This is a genomic window from Fibrobacter sp. UWR2, assembly GCF_002210285.1.
Classification (GTDB): domain Bacteria; phylum Fibrobacterota; class Fibrobacteria; order Fibrobacterales; family Fibrobacteraceae; genus Fibrobacter.
Genome location: NZ_MWQE01000011.1, coordinates 21411 through 37526 on the forward strand (window position 1 = coordinate 21411; position 16116 = coordinate 37526).

A 16116-nucleotide genomic window follows, 5' to 3' on the forward strand; every position below is an offset into this window, starting at 1 on the left:
GGGCCTTCGTATTGAGTAGTTATAAGCCGGGTTCTGTACCCCTTGCGGGGCGATGACCATCTCTCTGGACGAATCGTTACCGACCGCCTCAAGCGACCTACCCGAATTCCAACTGTCGCGGGCCGCTCCAGGCTCGCTTGCGCGAGCGGAATTCTGCTTGGTCTTGCACCGGATGAGGTTTACCGTGCCGTCCCTGTCGCCAAGAACGCGGTGAGCTCTTACCTCGCCATTTCACCCTTACCTTGCCCGGACTTGCGCCCGAACCTGGCGGTTTGCTTTCTGTTGCACTGTCTGTCGCGTTTCCGCGCCTGGACGTTATCCAGCATCCTGCCCTGTGGTGCCCGGACTTTCCTCCAGCATTGCTGCCGGCGGCCATCCGCTACCCGCATGCAAATTTAGAAACATCCGCTCCAGTCGGCAAGTGCAGGCATATTTGGAGCCCGAAAGGTGCTTTTTGCGAAAAAATGCGGACTAAATGCGTGGGTATGGTGGTTTAGTCCGTGAATTTCGAACAAACTAGCAACAGAAAGTGCCCGAAAATTCGCTTTTTTATTGATAATAGTCCGTAAATACTGCCGTAAAACGCCATATTTGGAATTTCATGCCTACTTTTGCCTTTTTGCGATCGGCTATTTTGTATTCTTTCTATATTAGACCTGCTTTTGGGGATACCACAGTGCATAAGTTTATTTGTTATTTGTCTCTTGCTTTTTGTGTAACACTTGCCATTGCCGCACCCGGTGAGGCATTGCCTTCGGGCGATACCTCGTCTGCCAGGCCTACGGCTGATTCTTCCGCACTTTTCCACGTCGATAGCATTGTCTACGATATCGGCGATGCCTTTGACGATTCAAAGGTGCATACCAAGTACGATGCCCTGGCCTACGATTTTTTGAACTGGGTGCACATCGAAACCCGCGAAATGACGGTCCGCAAGCTGCTCCTTTTCAACCAGGGCGGTTTGGCCAGCCTCGATCTGATGCTTGAATCGGAGAGGTTCCTTCGTGAACAGAAGTTCTTGAGCGATGCCTCCATCAAGGTGGAACAGGAAGGCGACAAAAACGTGGTGACAGTGCATACGAGCGACAACTGGACGCTTTCGCCCATAGGTTCGCTCGGGTTCGGCGGCAAGGAATGGGCCTACAAGAACCTCGTCTGGGGTATCGGCATACAGGAGAGTAACTTCCTCGGGCTCGGCCAGATGTTGGGTTTCTACTTCGGGCACAACGAGTTCCGCGACATGTGGCAGGTGGAATACAGCGCACCGCACTTCATTTTCCGCTACAACCATTTCGACGTGCTGTACAGCTACAATACCGACGGTTACCTTGCCAGCTGGCAGATGTACGTGCCGTTCCTCTCTAGGAGCACGAACCAGTGGGCCTATACGCTGGCTGGCCTCAAGAACAAGAGCGACTATTTTGTCTATGGCAGTGGCGACATGCCCGCGGGGGCAGTGCTTGCGCCGACAGATACCCCACTCGACTCCATCCAGGAGTACAACGGCGAAGAGGCTGTCCAGCTCATGAAGGTGAAGGAGTTTGTCAGCGACTCGCTCACCTTCAGGATTAGCCGTTCATTCGGCGGTACGCAGCGCAAGGTCTATCTTGCAGCGACATACGACTACAAGCGACTCACGGCGACCCAGGGCGAACTGTTGCGCTACAGGTTCCACGACGGAGAAAATGTTTACGCCATCGATTCTGCGTCAGCCTGGAACGAGTGGCTTCCGGAGCGCAAGGATTCCCGCCTCGGCGCCTATATCATGTATTCCAACCTACGGTACGAAAAGATCCGTAATTACCACAACGCGAAATGGACCGAAGATGTGGACCGCGGCTGGACCTTGAAGGCCCAGATTTCCAAGAACTACGAACAGCTCGGCGCTGCCGATAATGACATCCGCCTGGATTTCTGGCTGAACCTCTACCTGGGTTTTGGCGTGAACCACCTGACGCTTTCGTCCAACTCGCATTTCTACTTGGACCATGGCGAGCGGCATGATTTTTATGGGCGTTTGCAAGGGGAGTACATCTTTCACCCGAACGACCAGTTCTCGACAGTGCTGACCGGCCTCTTGGACTTTTACGACAATGCACGCCTGGGTTACCAGGTTTCTCTCGGTGGGGCGGATTGCTTTGTCGGGTTCCCGACGGGTTACTATGCAGGGCAGGCGAGGGTTTACGGAAGTCTTGAACAGCGCTGGTTCCCGGATTTTGAACTGCTCACGTTTGTTCCCGTGTTTGTGGGCTATGCGAGCGCGGGGGAGACCGCCTGGAAATTCGCGGATATCCGCCGTGACGACTTGATTTATGTTCTTGGCGTTGGGGCGAGATTCGTGCAGACAAAGTCCGTCAGCAGATTTGTCAACAAGTTTGACGTCAGCATTCCGCTGAACGGAGCACGAAAGGGCGAACCGCATTACTCGATTACGACGAGCCTTACGCTATAAACTTTATTTGTTATATTGCCAGCTATGGATGAACAGACCGAAAAGAAAGTACGCAAGACTGCCCGCATGCTGAAATACATGTTCCTGCGGGTCGAGGTCATCATCGGATTTTTCGCGATGATTGCAGGCGCGATCGTGACCGCGATGGTCTGGAGCGAGGGCTATTTTGCCGGAGCGCTCATGATGGTGCTTACCGGTGCGCTCAACATATACCTCGCCATCAAGGAACTCGTCGCGCCAACCGACGGAATCCTACACTGGCAGGCAGTTTTCTTCATGATTGTGCGCCGCGCCATGTTCTTCCTGAACATAGCCCTTCTGGCTCTCGTGCTCGGCACGTTCACCAACCTGATATAATTTACGGAATGTATCGCGCGGGCCTAGTGCACGCCGTCTTCGTTCACGAATTCCTTTTCGCCATACCACGCCTGGATCTTTTCACGCGCAGCATCACTGAAGGCATCCTTGTCGTGTAAAATGTGCTCGGCAGTCTCGATGGTACGCGAGATGAGTTCCTGGTCGGCAATCCAGTCGAACCAACGGAACACCCATGCGCCGCTTTGCTCGTTGCCTTCAAGGTTTCCAGCACCGCGATTCTGCAGGTCAAGTTCCGCAATCTCGAAGCCATCTTCGGTCTGAGAGAACTGCGAGAGGCGTTCCATGCTAGACTCGGCGGCGTCGCCCTCCGGAATCATCAAAAAGCACCAGGCCTGGGCGTCGCCGCGGCCTACACGGCCACGCAGCTGGTGCAGCTGCGCGAGTCCAAAGCGGTCCGGCTGATCGATGACCATCAGGTTTGCCGCAGGCACGTTCACGCCGACTTCTATGACGGTCGTTGCCACAAGGATCTGTATCTTTCCGGCAGCGAACTGCGCGATGATTTCGTCGCGCTGCGCCTCGTCCATCTGGCCGTGCACGCCGGCAACCTTCAGCGCGGCGCCGTTTAACGCCGTAACAGAGCCCGATGTTGCGCCAAGAAATGCGCGGCCCGGCCCCGCAATATATGCGCGGAGTTCCTCGACAATTTCGTCGACACTGCGCGCGCCGCCTTCTTCGTCGGTGCCCACGCGGCTTGCGATCCAGTAGCACAGGTTGCCACCGGCCGCCTCACTACAGATAAACTTCTTCATGTCCTCGCGCTTGGCCGCATTCACGAGGCGCGTCTTGATAGGCTTGCGACCCGCAGGCTTTTCCTTGATGCTAACCACTTTCAAATCGCCATAGAGCGTCATGGCGAGGCTTCGCGGAATCGGCGTCGCGCTCATCACGAGCATGTCGGGGTAGTCGCCCTTCGCAAGCAAGGCTTCGCGCTGGCCCACGCCAAATCGATGCTGTTCGTCGATGATGACGAAGCCGAGCCGCGAGAAAATCACGTCCTTGCTGAACAGGGCATGCGTGCCGATAACCACGTCGGCAAGCCCCATCTGGAGTTCCCCGAGAATAACCTTGCGTTCTGCCGCAGGTGTGGCTCCCACCAGCAGGCGTACGTTCAGGCCCGCCGCATCGAAGAACGGCTTGAGGCTCTTGTAGTGTTGCCGCGCAAGGATATCCGTCGGCACCATCAGCGCACATTGCTCGCGCATCCCGCCGCCCGCGCTGTTCAAACCAGCATTGCCGCCCGCGCCGTTTAATCCAGCGCCGCACACCGCCATCATCGCAAGCATCGCGACCACGGTCTTGCCGCAGCCGACATCGCCCTGCAGCAACGCATGAAATTGTTTCTTCCCGTTCAGGCCCGCGACAATCGTATCGAGGGCGTCTTCTTGCCCGCGCGTAAGCGAGAAGGGGAGGCGCGCCTTCGCCGCCATCACCGTTCCGAGGTCAATCTGCCTCTCGTGCCCGCGCAACTTCTGGTTCTCGCGCCGTTTCACCATGCGTAGGCAAAACGGCAGCAGTTCCAGAACCTTCAGTTCACGCTTCGCCCTGTAAATGGCAGGGAACTCCTTGGGCTGGTGAAGCGTGCGCAGGTTCTGCATCACCGGCGCAAAGTGCAGGTAGTCAGTAAGTTCCCTCGGGCATAACCCAGGCAGTGTGAGCCCCGGAAAGTTGAAAATCGTCTTGTAAAGTCCGCGGAAGAACTTCTGTTCCATGCGGGCATCGCGACAAGCCTCGCTGATGGAATATACCGGCTGGATGCAGCCGCTGAATTCCTCGTCATCATCGAGGGGCTGTATGTCAGGGTGCGTCATCTGCAGGCCGCGAAACTCGCCGACCTGTCCCGTGACAAGCCAGCGGGTATCGTTCTTGATCCTGCGCGCCCAGAAACTCGCCGCGTGGAAGAACAGCAGTTGGATTTCACCCGTGCCGTCGCTAAGCGTCGCCACGAACCTTGATTTGCGCCCGCGCACGATTCCCGAGCGCGAAATGCGGCCAATGAGCACCACCTTTTCGCCAACGCGGCAGTTCCCGATGGGCGTCACCTTCGTCTGGTCGAGGTAGGTGCGGGGGATATTGTACAGCAGGTCGGCGACGGAATTCAGCCCCGCCTTGTGGAGCGCCTCTACGCGCTTGGGCCCAAGCCCCGGTAGTTGAGAAATTTCCATTGGCGTGCGCTTCCGTTCTTTTGCGCCCTGGCCTTATTCGCCTTCGACTTCTTCCGATCCCGGCAGGGCTTCGCCCTTCTCTGCGCGGAGTTTCGCTTTTTCGCGGGCGGTAGCGCCGATAAGGTTCGTATTCTTCCACGTGAACAGCTTCACCTGTTTGCCGTTCTCGTCGTACATCTTGATGCCCTTCGTGTCGATGGCGGCGATAAGCTTCTTCGTCTTCTTGACAATGTCTTCGATGCGGTCTACGACCTCGCGCGAGTTGACGAGTTTATCCATCGCCGGCGACTTCTCGATTTCGGCAATCATCTGCTCGGCCTTGCGGGTCCCTTCTGCAATGGAGGCAATCACGTCGTCCGCCTGCTTAATCTTGCTATTCAGCGCATCCGTAGTCACCTTGACCGTCGTATCCACCTGGTTTGCCATGTCGGCAACAGACTTGCTCGCATCGTTCAGCTGCCTTACGAGCGTATTGACGGCAGGGTTCAGCTGGTCAATGGTCTTGTCGGCACTCTGGAGGACACCCTCGATAGTCTGCATCACGTCTTCGTAGACTTCCTGCGCGGACTTGTGCGTGGAATCGCCCTGCGTAATGAGCGTGATTACTTCGCGCACATTCGTAATCTGGGCATTCACGTCTTCCATGTAGCGGAGCGCCTCCGCGATACCCGGCTCGAAATTTCCCTGGTGGACATAGTCCTCCGGGAGCACCTTGCCGTTCTTGTTCGGGATAATCTCCAGCCTGCGCTGGCCCATGATGGCGTAGTTCACGTCGTTGAACTGCGTACCCTCGCGAATCACGATAGGCTCGTCGAACTTGACCTCCACGCGAGCGCGGTCGCCCATCCAGGTGACCTTGCCGATAGTGCCCACGGTATAGCCGCGGATAACCACCGGGTCCTCGGGCTGCAGGGAACCAAGCTCGCTAAAATCGACATAGGCCTTGTAGGTCACGTGCTCGTGCGCCACGACCATGCCGTAGGCAATGCCCGCGAACAGCGCAATAAGCGCAAAAAGCGAAACATATCCAATAATCCTGTCGGACTTATTCATGTGCGGAAATTTAAAAAAAAATAGGAAACTCGACCTCAGGGGGCGGTCCGGGCCCCGAAATGTTGACAAAGGGTAGGCGTTTTCTATATTTGGCACACCGATTTTATAATCGGAACCCTCCCGGAGCCAATGTCGGTACCCGGGCGATAGACCAAAGGGACTCATTATGAGACAATACGAAACGATGGTGATCATCGACGCTATGATCTCTGACGACGCTATCAATGCCGAAGTCGAGAACATTGGCAAGAGCATCACCGACGGCAACGGCGAAATTCTCCGCCGTGACGACTGGGGCAAGCGCAAGCTCGCTTACACCATCAACAAGCGCCAGCATGGTTACTACGTGATCTTCTACTACAAGGCAGAAGCCGCCGTGGTCGCCGCTATGGAAGCCGCTCTCAAGCTTAACGAAAACGTCCTCCGCTGGATGACTCTCGCTGATTATCCGATGAGCGAAATCGTCTACAATAAGGACATGGCTCAGTCTACCGAGGAAATCATCCCGGTCGACGCAGAAGAAGGGGAGGCTGAATAATGGCTTTTGAAGATAAGAAACAGGCTACCCGTGTTCGCCGCAAGAAGACTTGCTGGTTCACGGAAAACAACGTCAAGTTCATTGACTACAAGGACGAGAAGACTCTCCGTCGCTTCATCTCTGAACGTGGCAAGATCATCCCGCGCCGCATCTCCGGCACCTCTGCCAAGTACCAGCGTATGCTGAACGAGGCTATCAAGCGTGCTCGCCAGATGGCCATTCTCCCGTTCGTTTCGGACAGTCTGCGCTAAGGAGGAACTAGACTATGGAAATTATTCTTAAGGCCAACGTTCCCCACTTGGGCAAGATGCTCGATGTCGTGAAGGTTAAGGACGGCTACGCCCGTAACTACCTCTTCCCGCGCAAGCTCGCTGTCCGTGCTACCAAGGAAGCCAAGGAACAGATTGAAACCAACCGCGCCGCTCTCGAAGCCCAGTTCCAGAAGGAACTCGCTGCCGCTGGCGATGTGGCTGCCAAGCTGTCCCAGATTTCTGTGAACCTCGAACGCCGCGTCGTCGAAGGCGACCGTCTGTACGGTTCCGTGACTGCCGGCGACATCGCCGATGCCATCACCAAGGCCGGTGTCAAGGTTTCCCGTGCTCAGGTCGACCTCGCCGAACCTATCAAGCAGGTTGGCGTGTTCACTGTCACCATCAAGGTGTTCAGCGACGTTGAAGCACAGGTCAAGGTTTGGGTGGTCGCCGAGAAGTAATTCTCTCGCAAATCACTTAAAAATTGAAGATCGCTCCCTCTCGGGGGCGATTTTTTTACATAAGGGTCCGCACGCAACGCGTGTGGACTTTTTATTTGCATGACAATCAACAACATAGCGCTACCGCAACATCCACCCTTATGTAAAAAACGACTTTGTTTGTAGCAAACAAGCGAATATTTTGCACACAAATTCATGCAATGAAAGCAAATTGTAAGATTTGCAGAACAAATTAAAAAACTTTAAAATCAAGAATTAATGATAACAAATTAAAATGTTTGCTAAATTTGTCTGAAATTTTATTTATACGTAATTTGGGAATTTGTATGCAAAAACAACTACTCTTAGCTACGATAGCACTACTGGCGTCACTCGTCAGCATATACATGGCTGTAGGCCTAATTCGCGGCCACCAGCAGGGTCCGTACTTCATTGATTCCACTGTCGCTCTCGAAGCAGACTCTGAAATGCAGGCAGTCAACCAGAAGATCGCCGCGCAGGACGCCATCCTTAAAAAGGAAGAGCAGGTGTTCAACGACTCCCTGATGAAGTTGCTGGACTCGCTTTCCGTTCGCCGCGGCGAAGAAGAATCGCTCATGGAGCTCGTGAACATGGAAAGCAACGTTTTCCGCCACAAGAAAATCGATTCCATCAGCAGGGCCACCCATGATGAAGTTGCCATCGCCATCGAGCATTTCAACGGCAACGTGAAGGTTTATTGCGAAAAGGCCGGCATTCCCGTCCTCTTCGGCTCCAATAACAATACGGTCGTGTACGGGACCGGCAAGAAATCCGACAAAACCAAGGAACTCGTCACATTTCTGGGGAACAAATAATGAATAAGGCAACATCTATCATCGCTACACTTGCGATTATCCTTTCCATCTGCGCCATCGCCATGGTGGGGTACTACAAGGCAAGCAACGTGCAATACGGCTTCGTCAACACCGAAAAGCTCCTGAATTCCTTCGTGGAATCACAGAAGGCACTTGACGAAATCAAGGCAGAAGACGAAAAATGGAACAAGGAACGCACCATTATCGAGGATTCCCTTAGGGCGTTCGAGACGCGCATGGCCGAAACCTACGCGACGCTCTCCGTAAACGAAAAGAAGAAGGTAAAAAGCGAACAGGTGAGCCGCATCGAGGAACTCGGACGATTCAACCAGGCACGTTCCTCCGCCATCCAGAAACTGCAGGTGGAAAAGCTTCAGAACGTGTACCAGAAGATAAACGCGGCGATGGCCGATTTCGCCTCGGAGCGCGGAATAGACATCGTATTCGCATCGAGCAACGGAAGCATTGTCTATGGCGACGGCACGAACGCCGACCTTACCGAAGACTTCCTCCGCTTCTTAAACGCACGCTTCAAGTAAGAGAACGGGGGAGGGGTTGAGTAAAATGCGATACATCTTGGCACTCGGTGCTACAGTCCTCTTGATGGGTTGCGAGACGCGCATCCCCAAGGAGGATTATGTCGCTTACTACGATGAAAAATGCAAGACGGAGCTGGAACGGTCCGGCGTCCGTTTTTTTGCTATTCCGCTCACGTACGATTACGAGATCGCCAAGTGGGGGACACCGCTAGATTCCGGAATGAGGGTTGTCGTAGGTGCGACGCCCCGTTCCGACCTTTCTTTTGAGGACGCGTTCCTCATTCGCGGTAAAGATACCACGGGCGCCGTACTGACGCGCAAGATGCAGACCTTCGAACTGGGGACTGCGGACATGTTTGTGCTGAGTTTTGCCGACCGAATTCCCGGTGCGAAGCTCCGCTTGAAAAACGTCAGCCAGGGGATTGGCGGCGTTGAATTCGAACTTAAAAATTGTCAAAAAATCCGATTGGAAGAGAGTAAATAATGAAAAAAATAGCCGCCATAACGTTATTTGGCCTTGCGGGAGCATCATTCGCCTTGCAGGGCGGGCCCACTCAGCCTGATTACATACAATTCGAACCTTCCGAGATGAAGGACATGGTTAGCCTGACTTCGGGTAACTTTGCCTACTCGATTCCGCTTGGTGAAGTACCCGGCGCCTACGGAAGCTACCCTTTATCTCTTTCGTACCATGCAGGTATTTCTCCGCAACAAGAAGCATCCTGGGTCGGCCTCGGATGGACTCTTAGTCCGGGTAGCATCGTACGTGACGTTCGTGGCGTTCCGGATGACCAGTTCCATGGCGGTACACTTGGGTACGTTTATCAGTACTCTGCCATGTATACATGGAGTATCGATCTCTCTTATTCCAACGGCCCCTTTAGCGTCGGTATGAACGCCTCTAGCACTGGTGGCGTAGGCGCTTCTTTCACCCTCGGTTACAAAGTTGCCGAAGCAGCCGAAGTCGGCTTTACGGTAAGCACAAACCGTGGTATTGGTATTAGCGGAAAGGTCGGTTTTGGCGATGGCGCATCACTGAATGCCAGTGCAATGTTCTATCCGGGAACAGGAGACTGGACTTTTAGCGCCGGTGTTGGAGCAATGGGCGAGAACGGCATTGGAGCATCTGCCGGTGTCCAGTATACAACGGGCCAGGGCGCAGCGGCTTACGCGGGCATGGCCGTAAAATCGAAGAACATGGAAAACGCAATGAATGTCATTGGCGCTTCCGTTCGTAAAAATGGCGCCTCCGCATCGCTTGGCCCTGTAACGGCTTCCGTGGCAAGTTCTACAGCAAAGGGCAGCTCAAAAACATCATCTACAGGTTTTGCAATCGTAGTGCCGACAAACGTAGGCGTGTTCTCGCTTGGTTTCAGCCAGTCGTTACACGAATACCACATGAGGGCAGCAACATCTGACTACGTATATGGTTACATGTACCAAGGTGGTCCAGCAATTGTCGCTGATGGGGATAATTCTGTTGACCATATTCCGGGGGCACGTACAGGTTCTGGTCAGAGTACCGGTCGCATTCCTTGGAAATGGACATTTAAGGGACGCACGCTAGAGACGCTGGGCAATGAAAAAATGCAGCCCGCGTATGACATGTATACAATTGAATCGGAAGGTGTTTCCGGAACGTTCAGGGCTTTCCCGAGAGAAGAGCACCAGATGCTTAGCCTAATAAGCAATCGTGAAAAGGAAGACCCCAAAACGGTCGAATACTACAATCCGATCCTGGAATTGGATAGCAAGCATTGGCCGGAGACAGAAGATTTTGATTATGTAGACAAGAATGACTTGAAAAACTTGGCAAGAAAGGCTTCTCTGTATCCGTCTTACAAGGCTAATAATAGCGTCAACTCCGTTTTTGCAGACTATAAGACAACATTTAGGAACGAAGGAAACCGCATGGTTTATCGCAAGAATAAGGATTCCGATGAACCTTTGACTTCTGGTCTGAACTTCCTGTTCCTTGGCGAAGGTGGTTATTATGCAAGTGAAAAGACGGGAGCAGCAAAGGGCCGCCCGGCCGGTAGCGTTTCGGAAGAACTTTTGAAAAGGACTATTGGCGAAACAGAGTATGCCTTGTATGGTTCCAGAAAGGTTGAACCGATTTTTGACGACGAGTCTCCTGTTAGTAAGATTAAGGGATTTGTAATCACAAATTCTAACGGTACAAAATACTTCTTTACGCAGCCGGTTAAGTCATACTTAAAGGTAGACTATACAATCAACCAAGAAAAAGGAACGCCAGCATTTATTGACTATAAGATGTCAAAGTACAAAGGCTTTTGGGATAATTTCTGGGATGGCCTCACGACTCTTCTTTGGCCGCCCAAGATGTTTGCAGGCATTCGTAAAGCGATGCAAGGGCATTTGGATGAAGCATGTAAGGCAGATGAATCCGATGAAACACAGTTGTATTCTTATCAGATCAACATGAACCCACATGCTACGCAGTGGTTGTTGACCGAAATTCAGGGGCCAGATTATATCCAACTGGATAAAGAAAAGAATGAAATATCAAAGACGCTTGGTTACAATGTAAGATTCAGCTATACGAACCCGATTCTTTACCAGTGGCGTTCGCCTTATGCCCAGCCGCACGCAATGTCAACAGACTTGCCCAACTTTAGAGTTCAAAGGAATGGCTTGACACCCCTTGGCTGCGACACAAAAATGTACCAGGCTTCGTTCGGTGTTAAGGAATATGTGTACTTGAAGAGTATTGAAACAGCTTCTCATAAGGTTGATTTTATTCTTAATGACACAGAGAAAGAAGAACGTGTAGACGGAAAGGGGTGGTATTTCGATAAAACGGACAAGGATGGTAACAAATATCTTCCAATTCTTACCACGGCTTCGCTTGCGTTAAAGGTAAATTCAGTAAAACCGGAACTTATAGAAACGTTAAGAATTGATGGCGAACCATTGACACCAACGACCAATTGGCATGAAGCAACATTTATCTATGACGCGCTGTACGTAAATGTCGAAGTACCCGCTTTATTAGCAAGTGCGTTGGAGGATAATCCAACCTTAAGATTGGAATCAGATTATGATAAAAAAATGATGATCCATGTAGGGGACAACAACTCCATAATTTTGGATAAACGTGATTTTGTATTCGAAGTCGATAAAACGGCTGAGAATATGATAGAAAAAACAACTGGGGAAGAAGCCAAGTATGGACTTTATAAGATTAAATTGAAAGCCGGATCTGGAGAAAGCTTCTATTGGCAGACAAGTACAAACGGCAAGAATTTGTTTGATAAGGCTTCTAACGGAGAGGTAAAAATTGTCTTAGCAGAAAATGGAAATGGCTATGCCATTGCTGATGCAGACGCGCAAATTTCTTCTGATGATGATGCATATAAGATTACCAAGTGCGGTCTTAATCATGATATGCATACTTCTACTAGTGGTGCTGGCCATCATCAGTCTGTAAATCATTATTGGACATGGAGTACATGCACTCCCAGTTCAGATCCTGATAAATCCAGCCTGTTGCCTCCTATTCTTGATTGGGCGGATGTAGTTTTTGCAGGTGATCAAAATGGTTCGATGAACCAGGGACGGTATTTGAAAAAGATTTCCTACTTTAACAAGAAAGAATCTAAAGCATATCGTGAATTTATCTTTGACTATGATTACTCGTTACATCCGAGAACATTGAATTCGTATTGTAAGGCTAGGTATCCGAAGAATCTTGAGGATATCCAGAGTTCGCCGCTTAATGCAGATATGGATGTGTGCTCCAAGAACACGACGAGTTCGAATCTTTACGGAAAATTGACCCTGAAAGCCATCTCTGAAAAGGGATGCCAGAATGGTCGTTGTACGAGTTTGCCTCCGTTTAAGTTTGATTATAACGTAGCGGCGCAGACATCGACAAGGTATAGCGCTAAGGACGCCTGGGCTGAACTGTCTGAACAAAATACGCCAAAGGTAATCGCGACGCCGACTTCATCTTCTTCTAACGGAGAAACATCTTCTGAAAGTTCTTCTTCACTTCAGTTGAAAGAAAAATTCTATACAGAAGACTACTATGGAAATATTACAGATGTTGATGCTTCTATTATAGCTTCGGAATATACAATTGATGAATGGGGCTTCTGGAATAATCATGGAAATGAAGACAATCGAAAAGTCAATCAGTCCTTCGCTGACTACGGCGCTGCCGCTTGGAGCTTGAATAAGATTACTGACCCTGCGGGTGGAGTATTGGAAGTAAAATATGAGAGAGACAGTTATAAGAATGGTGAAGATCATTCTAATGAGAAACTGTACGCTTCGATGTTTAGAATAGACCAGTGTTCTCGAATTAAGGATGATTTTGATTTTTCAAAGGATATTGATCCGCAATATAATAATCATGCTTGCGCCTTATTCTTGCCGATGTATTGGAAGGATCAGTGTCTCGGGCCTCGTACCGCTTATTGGAGTTATATAAAGCCCAAGGGTTATGCAGGCGGCGATTTTGACTATATGGATGAGATAGGTATAGTGAAGGACAAAAAAATTAATAGTGACACAACAGTATATTTCAATGCTAGGTCAGAACTCAAAACAGAAGTTGACTGCGGTGTCTTTGGTCTTGCTGATTGTGACCGATTTAGGGATGTGGGTATTTTAGGTAGTACGAATTTCTTGGCCATGTACGAAGGTCAATCGACGATAGGTTCCGCCGATCTTCCGTATGAACTGAAGAAAGGTTACTTCACAAATGGAGTATTCCACGCTACGGATAATGAAAAGTGGCTTACCCGTGTTCTAGTTCTGGGAAAAGACAATGACATGATTCTTGCAGGTCTCCAGCGTGCCGCCGATAAGATAAACAACAAACAATATTGGGATGTTTCGGATGTTTCGGGAAAAATGTGGCCCAAGCAGGAGTACGCATCCATTAAGGGTGGTGATCTGCGCGTTAAAAGCTTAGTCAGACATGATATAGATCGAACGACCAAAACCGAATACGAATATGAACCAGGCGAAATGGCCCAGCTTCCCGATTCAGCCTATACAACGGTTCTCGGAAACCGCTTCAACGCAAGTATCATGTCTTTTGCCTTGCCCGATTTGAACATGAAATCGAAATCCAGAATTGTCGGTTTTGAGGACGATGACCTACTTTATGTTCCGGGTGCAACAATTATGTACCCCAAGGTGACTGTCAAGAATTCAGATAATGATGAAAAGGTGACAAACGGAAAAATTGAATACGAATACATTACTCCAGAGACTGGCGTACCTGCGGAATATATTGATTCTGATACGAAAAACGCACTGCGTCCGTTTATCCGTGTGAATGCCAACATGCTTGTACTGAACAAAGGCCTTGCGTCATATATTTTTGACCTGTTCTTGGGAAATAAACCTTCGCTGGATGCTCAGGAGGTAATGAATAAGGTTGCACCTTATGTATTAAGGTTTGAATTCCTTAACAAGAACAAGCAACGAATTGGCGATCGAATGAAGATTCTGCTTCAACAGGATAAATTTACCTCATTTAGCTTCTACGACGAGAACGTCAGAAATGTCGCCTACATTAAGGTTACATACAAGAAAGCCGACGGAAACTACACCGATGTTGGTACATTGGATGTTGGCAACCTGACTAATTTTAATGAAGTAACATTAACTGTTGCGCATCTTGATGATGGCTGGAATGTGTACAAGAATTGGCAGCGTTCCCAGAAGTTCGGCTACTATCCGATATTGTACAAGAAAGTTGTTTATAAGGATATGACATTGGATGATGTGGTTAGGAACGCAACCGTAAGGGTTGAAGACTCTATTACCTATCATGATTTCACAGCATTCCTTGGTATGAATACCAAAACCACGTTCTATCGCGGCAATGACGACAAGGCAATTCTGTTGAGAGTCGATTCTAATGCTTATGCAACAAAAGTTCCTGATATTTTGACGAATATTGCCGAAGGAAAGGACATAGAATCAAAAATCGGCGTACAATTAGAACGTTGGAAAAGCATTCGAGAATTACAGTGTAATGGCAACAACGATTGTAAGAGCGGACAGTGGTCATTGGCTGCTCGGAAACAGAAAACAGAAAACGGTGTTTCTTTCTATGAAGACACGATTTCGTTCGCATACAAACGTTATCCTGCATTCCTGATTAAGTCTATGACGAGTACCGGTTTCGACAACCAGGAAAAACAGTTTGACGCAAATTCATCGTCAAGTGGAGTCATTTCGTCTAGTTCCTGCGATAACCGCTGCCAAGAAAATAACAAGCGCAGAATGACGACATGGACCGAGAACCACAGATATGATCCTGTAACAAGTAATCCGACAGCAACTGTCGCAAAGATTCCTTCTTTTAACGGCAAGGAAATTCGAAAACTGAGCGTAAAGATTCCTCATCACGCCGTTCAAATTCCATCAAGTTCGTCTGCATCGGAAATGGCTGCTTACATGTTCAAAAAGAACATGCTTTCACAAAACTTTGCAGATTTCGTTTACTCGGATTCTACACCGATAGACAAGAATGCCGCCTGGAATAATCTTGAAAAGGTGAAGTATCTTAAGGGTTTCAGCATGAAGCCAATGAAGAAGTACAATGGCAACCTGACCTACACAGATAATTCTCAGGTGGAATCGGATAAATATCCTTATATCGAATGGGGAACATTCACAACAAAGGATACCCCCAAAAATATTGGCAGTCTTAAAAATAAGCTCGATTCTCAACATGAACCCTATAGGTTCGTTGCAGAATACCAAAATATTGAATCTAGTTCCTCGATGAATTGGCCTGACAAGAACCAATTCTCCGGTAATCACATATTAGCCGTTGACCAATACTACAGGCCAACTGAAGTAGAGGATATCCAGGGTCGAGTCATTTCTTCTCATTATACGGAAGATGGATTGCACCAGACTGGATTATTCTTCCCTGCCAATCGAAACCAGACAGCATCAATAGTTCCTGTTGGGAATGAGATCGTCTCGGTCAATGTAGTCAATACTGTGACGGAGAACCTTAAGGTTGAAACAAAGAAGGGTGAAATGGTTGCCCAATCAACCATCACACTTAAAGCCTCTTCGTTTAATTGCTCAGGAGAACTTGTTGTTGAATATCGTGTTAAGAAATCTGGCAAAAAGTGGCAAACCAAGCGAGAAAAACTATCCGATATGACATTAACGCTTAACAAGGGTGAAGTCCTAAATTATCTGCGCGTTTACCCAGATAATGCAGAAGCAAAGACCTATCTGTATGACGTCTATGGCAACATTCTCCAAATTGTTGATACAGACAATTTGTCAACATACTACGAATATAACCCGCTGGGCCAGCTTATTCAGACGCGTAATGATGACGGGGTCAGCTTCAAATCTCATCATAGGGAATTTATGAATGACAATCGGAATGAAATTCCATGGACCCACAACAATTCTTCGTCGAGTAGTAACTAG

The 16116-nt window shown here is 49.6% G+C and carries 11 protein-coding genes and 1 other RNA gene; 9 read left to right on the forward strand and 3 right to left on the reverse strand.

Going from position 1 to position 16116, the window contains the following annotated elements:
• Positions 1 to 8 precede the first annotated feature (8 nt).
• Positions 9 to 388: RNase P RNA component class A (gene rnpB, locus B7994_RS12470), an RNA gene on the reverse strand.
• 309 nt (positions 389 to 697) lie between these two features.
• On the opposite strand from rnpB, the gene B7994_RS12475 reads away from it, so the two are divergent.
• Positions 698 to 2452 (forward strand): hypothetical protein, encoded by a 1755-nt coding sequence (locus B7994_RS12475; protein ID WP_233143210.1) that lies wholly within the window; start codon positions 698 to 700, stop codon positions 2450 to 2452.
• A gap of 24 nt (positions 2453 to 2476) precedes the next feature.
• Positions 2477 to 2809, forward strand: coding sequence for a hypothetical protein (locus B7994_RS12480; RefSeq protein WP_088638800.1), 333 nt, complete (start codon positions 2477 to 2479; stop codon positions 2807 to 2809).
• A 23-nt stretch (positions 2810 to 2832) separates the two neighbouring features.
• On the opposite strand, the gene B7994_RS12485 is transcribed toward B7994_RS12480, so the two are convergent.
• The gene (locus B7994_RS12485) at positions 2833 to 4995 is read right to left on the reverse strand and encodes an ATP-dependent DNA helicase RecG (protein WP_088638801.1); all 2163 of its coding nucleotides are present in this window, start codon (positions 4993 to 4995) and stop codon (positions 2833 to 2835) included.
• A gap of 33 nt (positions 4996 to 5028) precedes the next feature.
• Positions 5029 to 6048, reverse strand: a complete 1020-nt coding sequence (locus B7994_RS12490; RefSeq protein WP_158213150.1) for an MlaD family protein — start codon at positions 6046 to 6048, stop codon at positions 5029 to 5031.
• Between the two features lie 166 nt (positions 6049 to 6214).
• On the opposite strand from B7994_RS12490, the gene rpsF reads away from it, so the two are divergent.
• The 7 genes from rpsF (at position 6215) to B7994_RS12525 (ending at position 16116) form a co-directional block, all read left to right on the forward strand.
• Positions 6215 to 6586 carry a 30S ribosomal protein S6 gene (gene rpsF, locus B7994_RS12495; protein ID WP_088638803.1) on the forward strand — a complete coding sequence of 124 codons (372 nt, stop codon included), beginning with the start codon at positions 6215 to 6217 and terminating at the stop codon, positions 6584 to 6586.
• Positions 6586 to 6837, forward strand: coding sequence for a 30S ribosomal protein S18 (gene rpsR, locus B7994_RS12500; protein WP_072810056.1), 252 nt, complete (start codon positions 6586 to 6588; stop codon positions 6835 to 6837). Before rpsF ends, rpsR begins: the two co-directional genes overlap by 1 nt.
• Positions 6838 to 6851: 14 nt before the next feature.
• A complete protein-coding gene (gene rplI, locus B7994_RS12505; RefSeq protein WP_088638804.1) occupies positions 6852 to 7298 on the forward strand; it encodes a 50S ribosomal protein L9 in 447 nt (148 codons plus the stop codon).
• Between the two features lie 386 nt (positions 7299 to 7684).
• Positions 7685 to 8134, forward strand: coding sequence for a hypothetical protein (locus B7994_RS12510; protein WP_088638805.1), 450 nt, complete (start codon positions 7685 to 7687; stop codon positions 8132 to 8134).
• Positions 8134 to 8673, forward strand: a complete 540-nt coding sequence (locus B7994_RS12515; RefSeq protein ID WP_088638806.1) for an OmpH family outer membrane protein — start codon at positions 8134 to 8136, stop codon at positions 8671 to 8673. Before B7994_RS12510 ends, B7994_RS12515 begins: the two co-directional genes overlap by 1 nt.
• A 25-nt stretch (positions 8674 to 8698) precedes the next feature.
• Positions 8699 to 9157 (forward strand): hypothetical protein, encoded by a 459-nt coding sequence (locus tag B7994_RS12520; protein WP_088638807.1) that lies wholly within the window; start codon positions 8699 to 8701, stop codon positions 9155 to 9157.
• Entirely contained in the window at positions 9157 to 16116 is a 6960-nt protein-coding gene (locus tag B7994_RS12525; RefSeq protein WP_088638808.1) for an RHS repeat protein, read from the forward strand. Before B7994_RS12520 ends, B7994_RS12525 begins: the two co-directional genes overlap by 1 nt.

Coding starts and splice junctions, on each gene's coding strand:
- B7994_RS12480 (WP_088638800.1), top strand. CDS start 2,477: ATGGATGAACAGACCGAAAAGAAAGTACGCAAGACTGCCCGCATGCTG.
- B7994_RS12485 (WP_088638801.1), bottom strand. CDS start 4,995: ATGGAAATTTCTCAACTACCGGGGCTTGGGCCCAAGCGCGTAGAGGCG.
- B7994_RS12490 (WP_158213150.1), bottom strand. CDS start 6,048: ATGAATAAGTCCGACAGGATTATTGGATATGTTTCGCTTTTTGCGCTT.
- rpsF (WP_088638803.1), top strand. CDS start 6,215: ATGAGACAATACGAAACGATGGTGATCATCGACGCTATGATCTCTGAC.
- rpsR (WP_072810056.1), top strand. CDS start 6,586: ATGGCTTTTGAAGATAAGAAACAGGCTACCCGTGTTCGCCGCAAGAAG.
- rplI (WP_088638804.1), top strand. CDS start 6,852: ATGGAAATTATTCTTAAGGCCAACGTTCCCCACTTGGGCAAGATGCTC.
- B7994_RS12510 (WP_088638805.1), top strand. CDS start 7,685: ATGGCTGTAGGCCTAATTCGCGGCCACCAGCAGGGTCCGTACTTCATT.
- B7994_RS12515 (WP_088638806.1), top strand. CDS start 8,134: ATGAATAAGGCAACATCTATCATCGCTACACTTGCGATTATCCTTTCC.
- B7994_RS12520 (WP_088638807.1), top strand. CDS start 8,699: ATGCGATACATCTTGGCACTCGGTGCTACAGTCCTCTTGATGGGTTGC.
- B7994_RS12525 (WP_088638808.1), top strand. CDS start 9,157: ATGAAAAAAATAGCCGCCATAACGTTATTTGGCCTTGCGGGAGCATCA.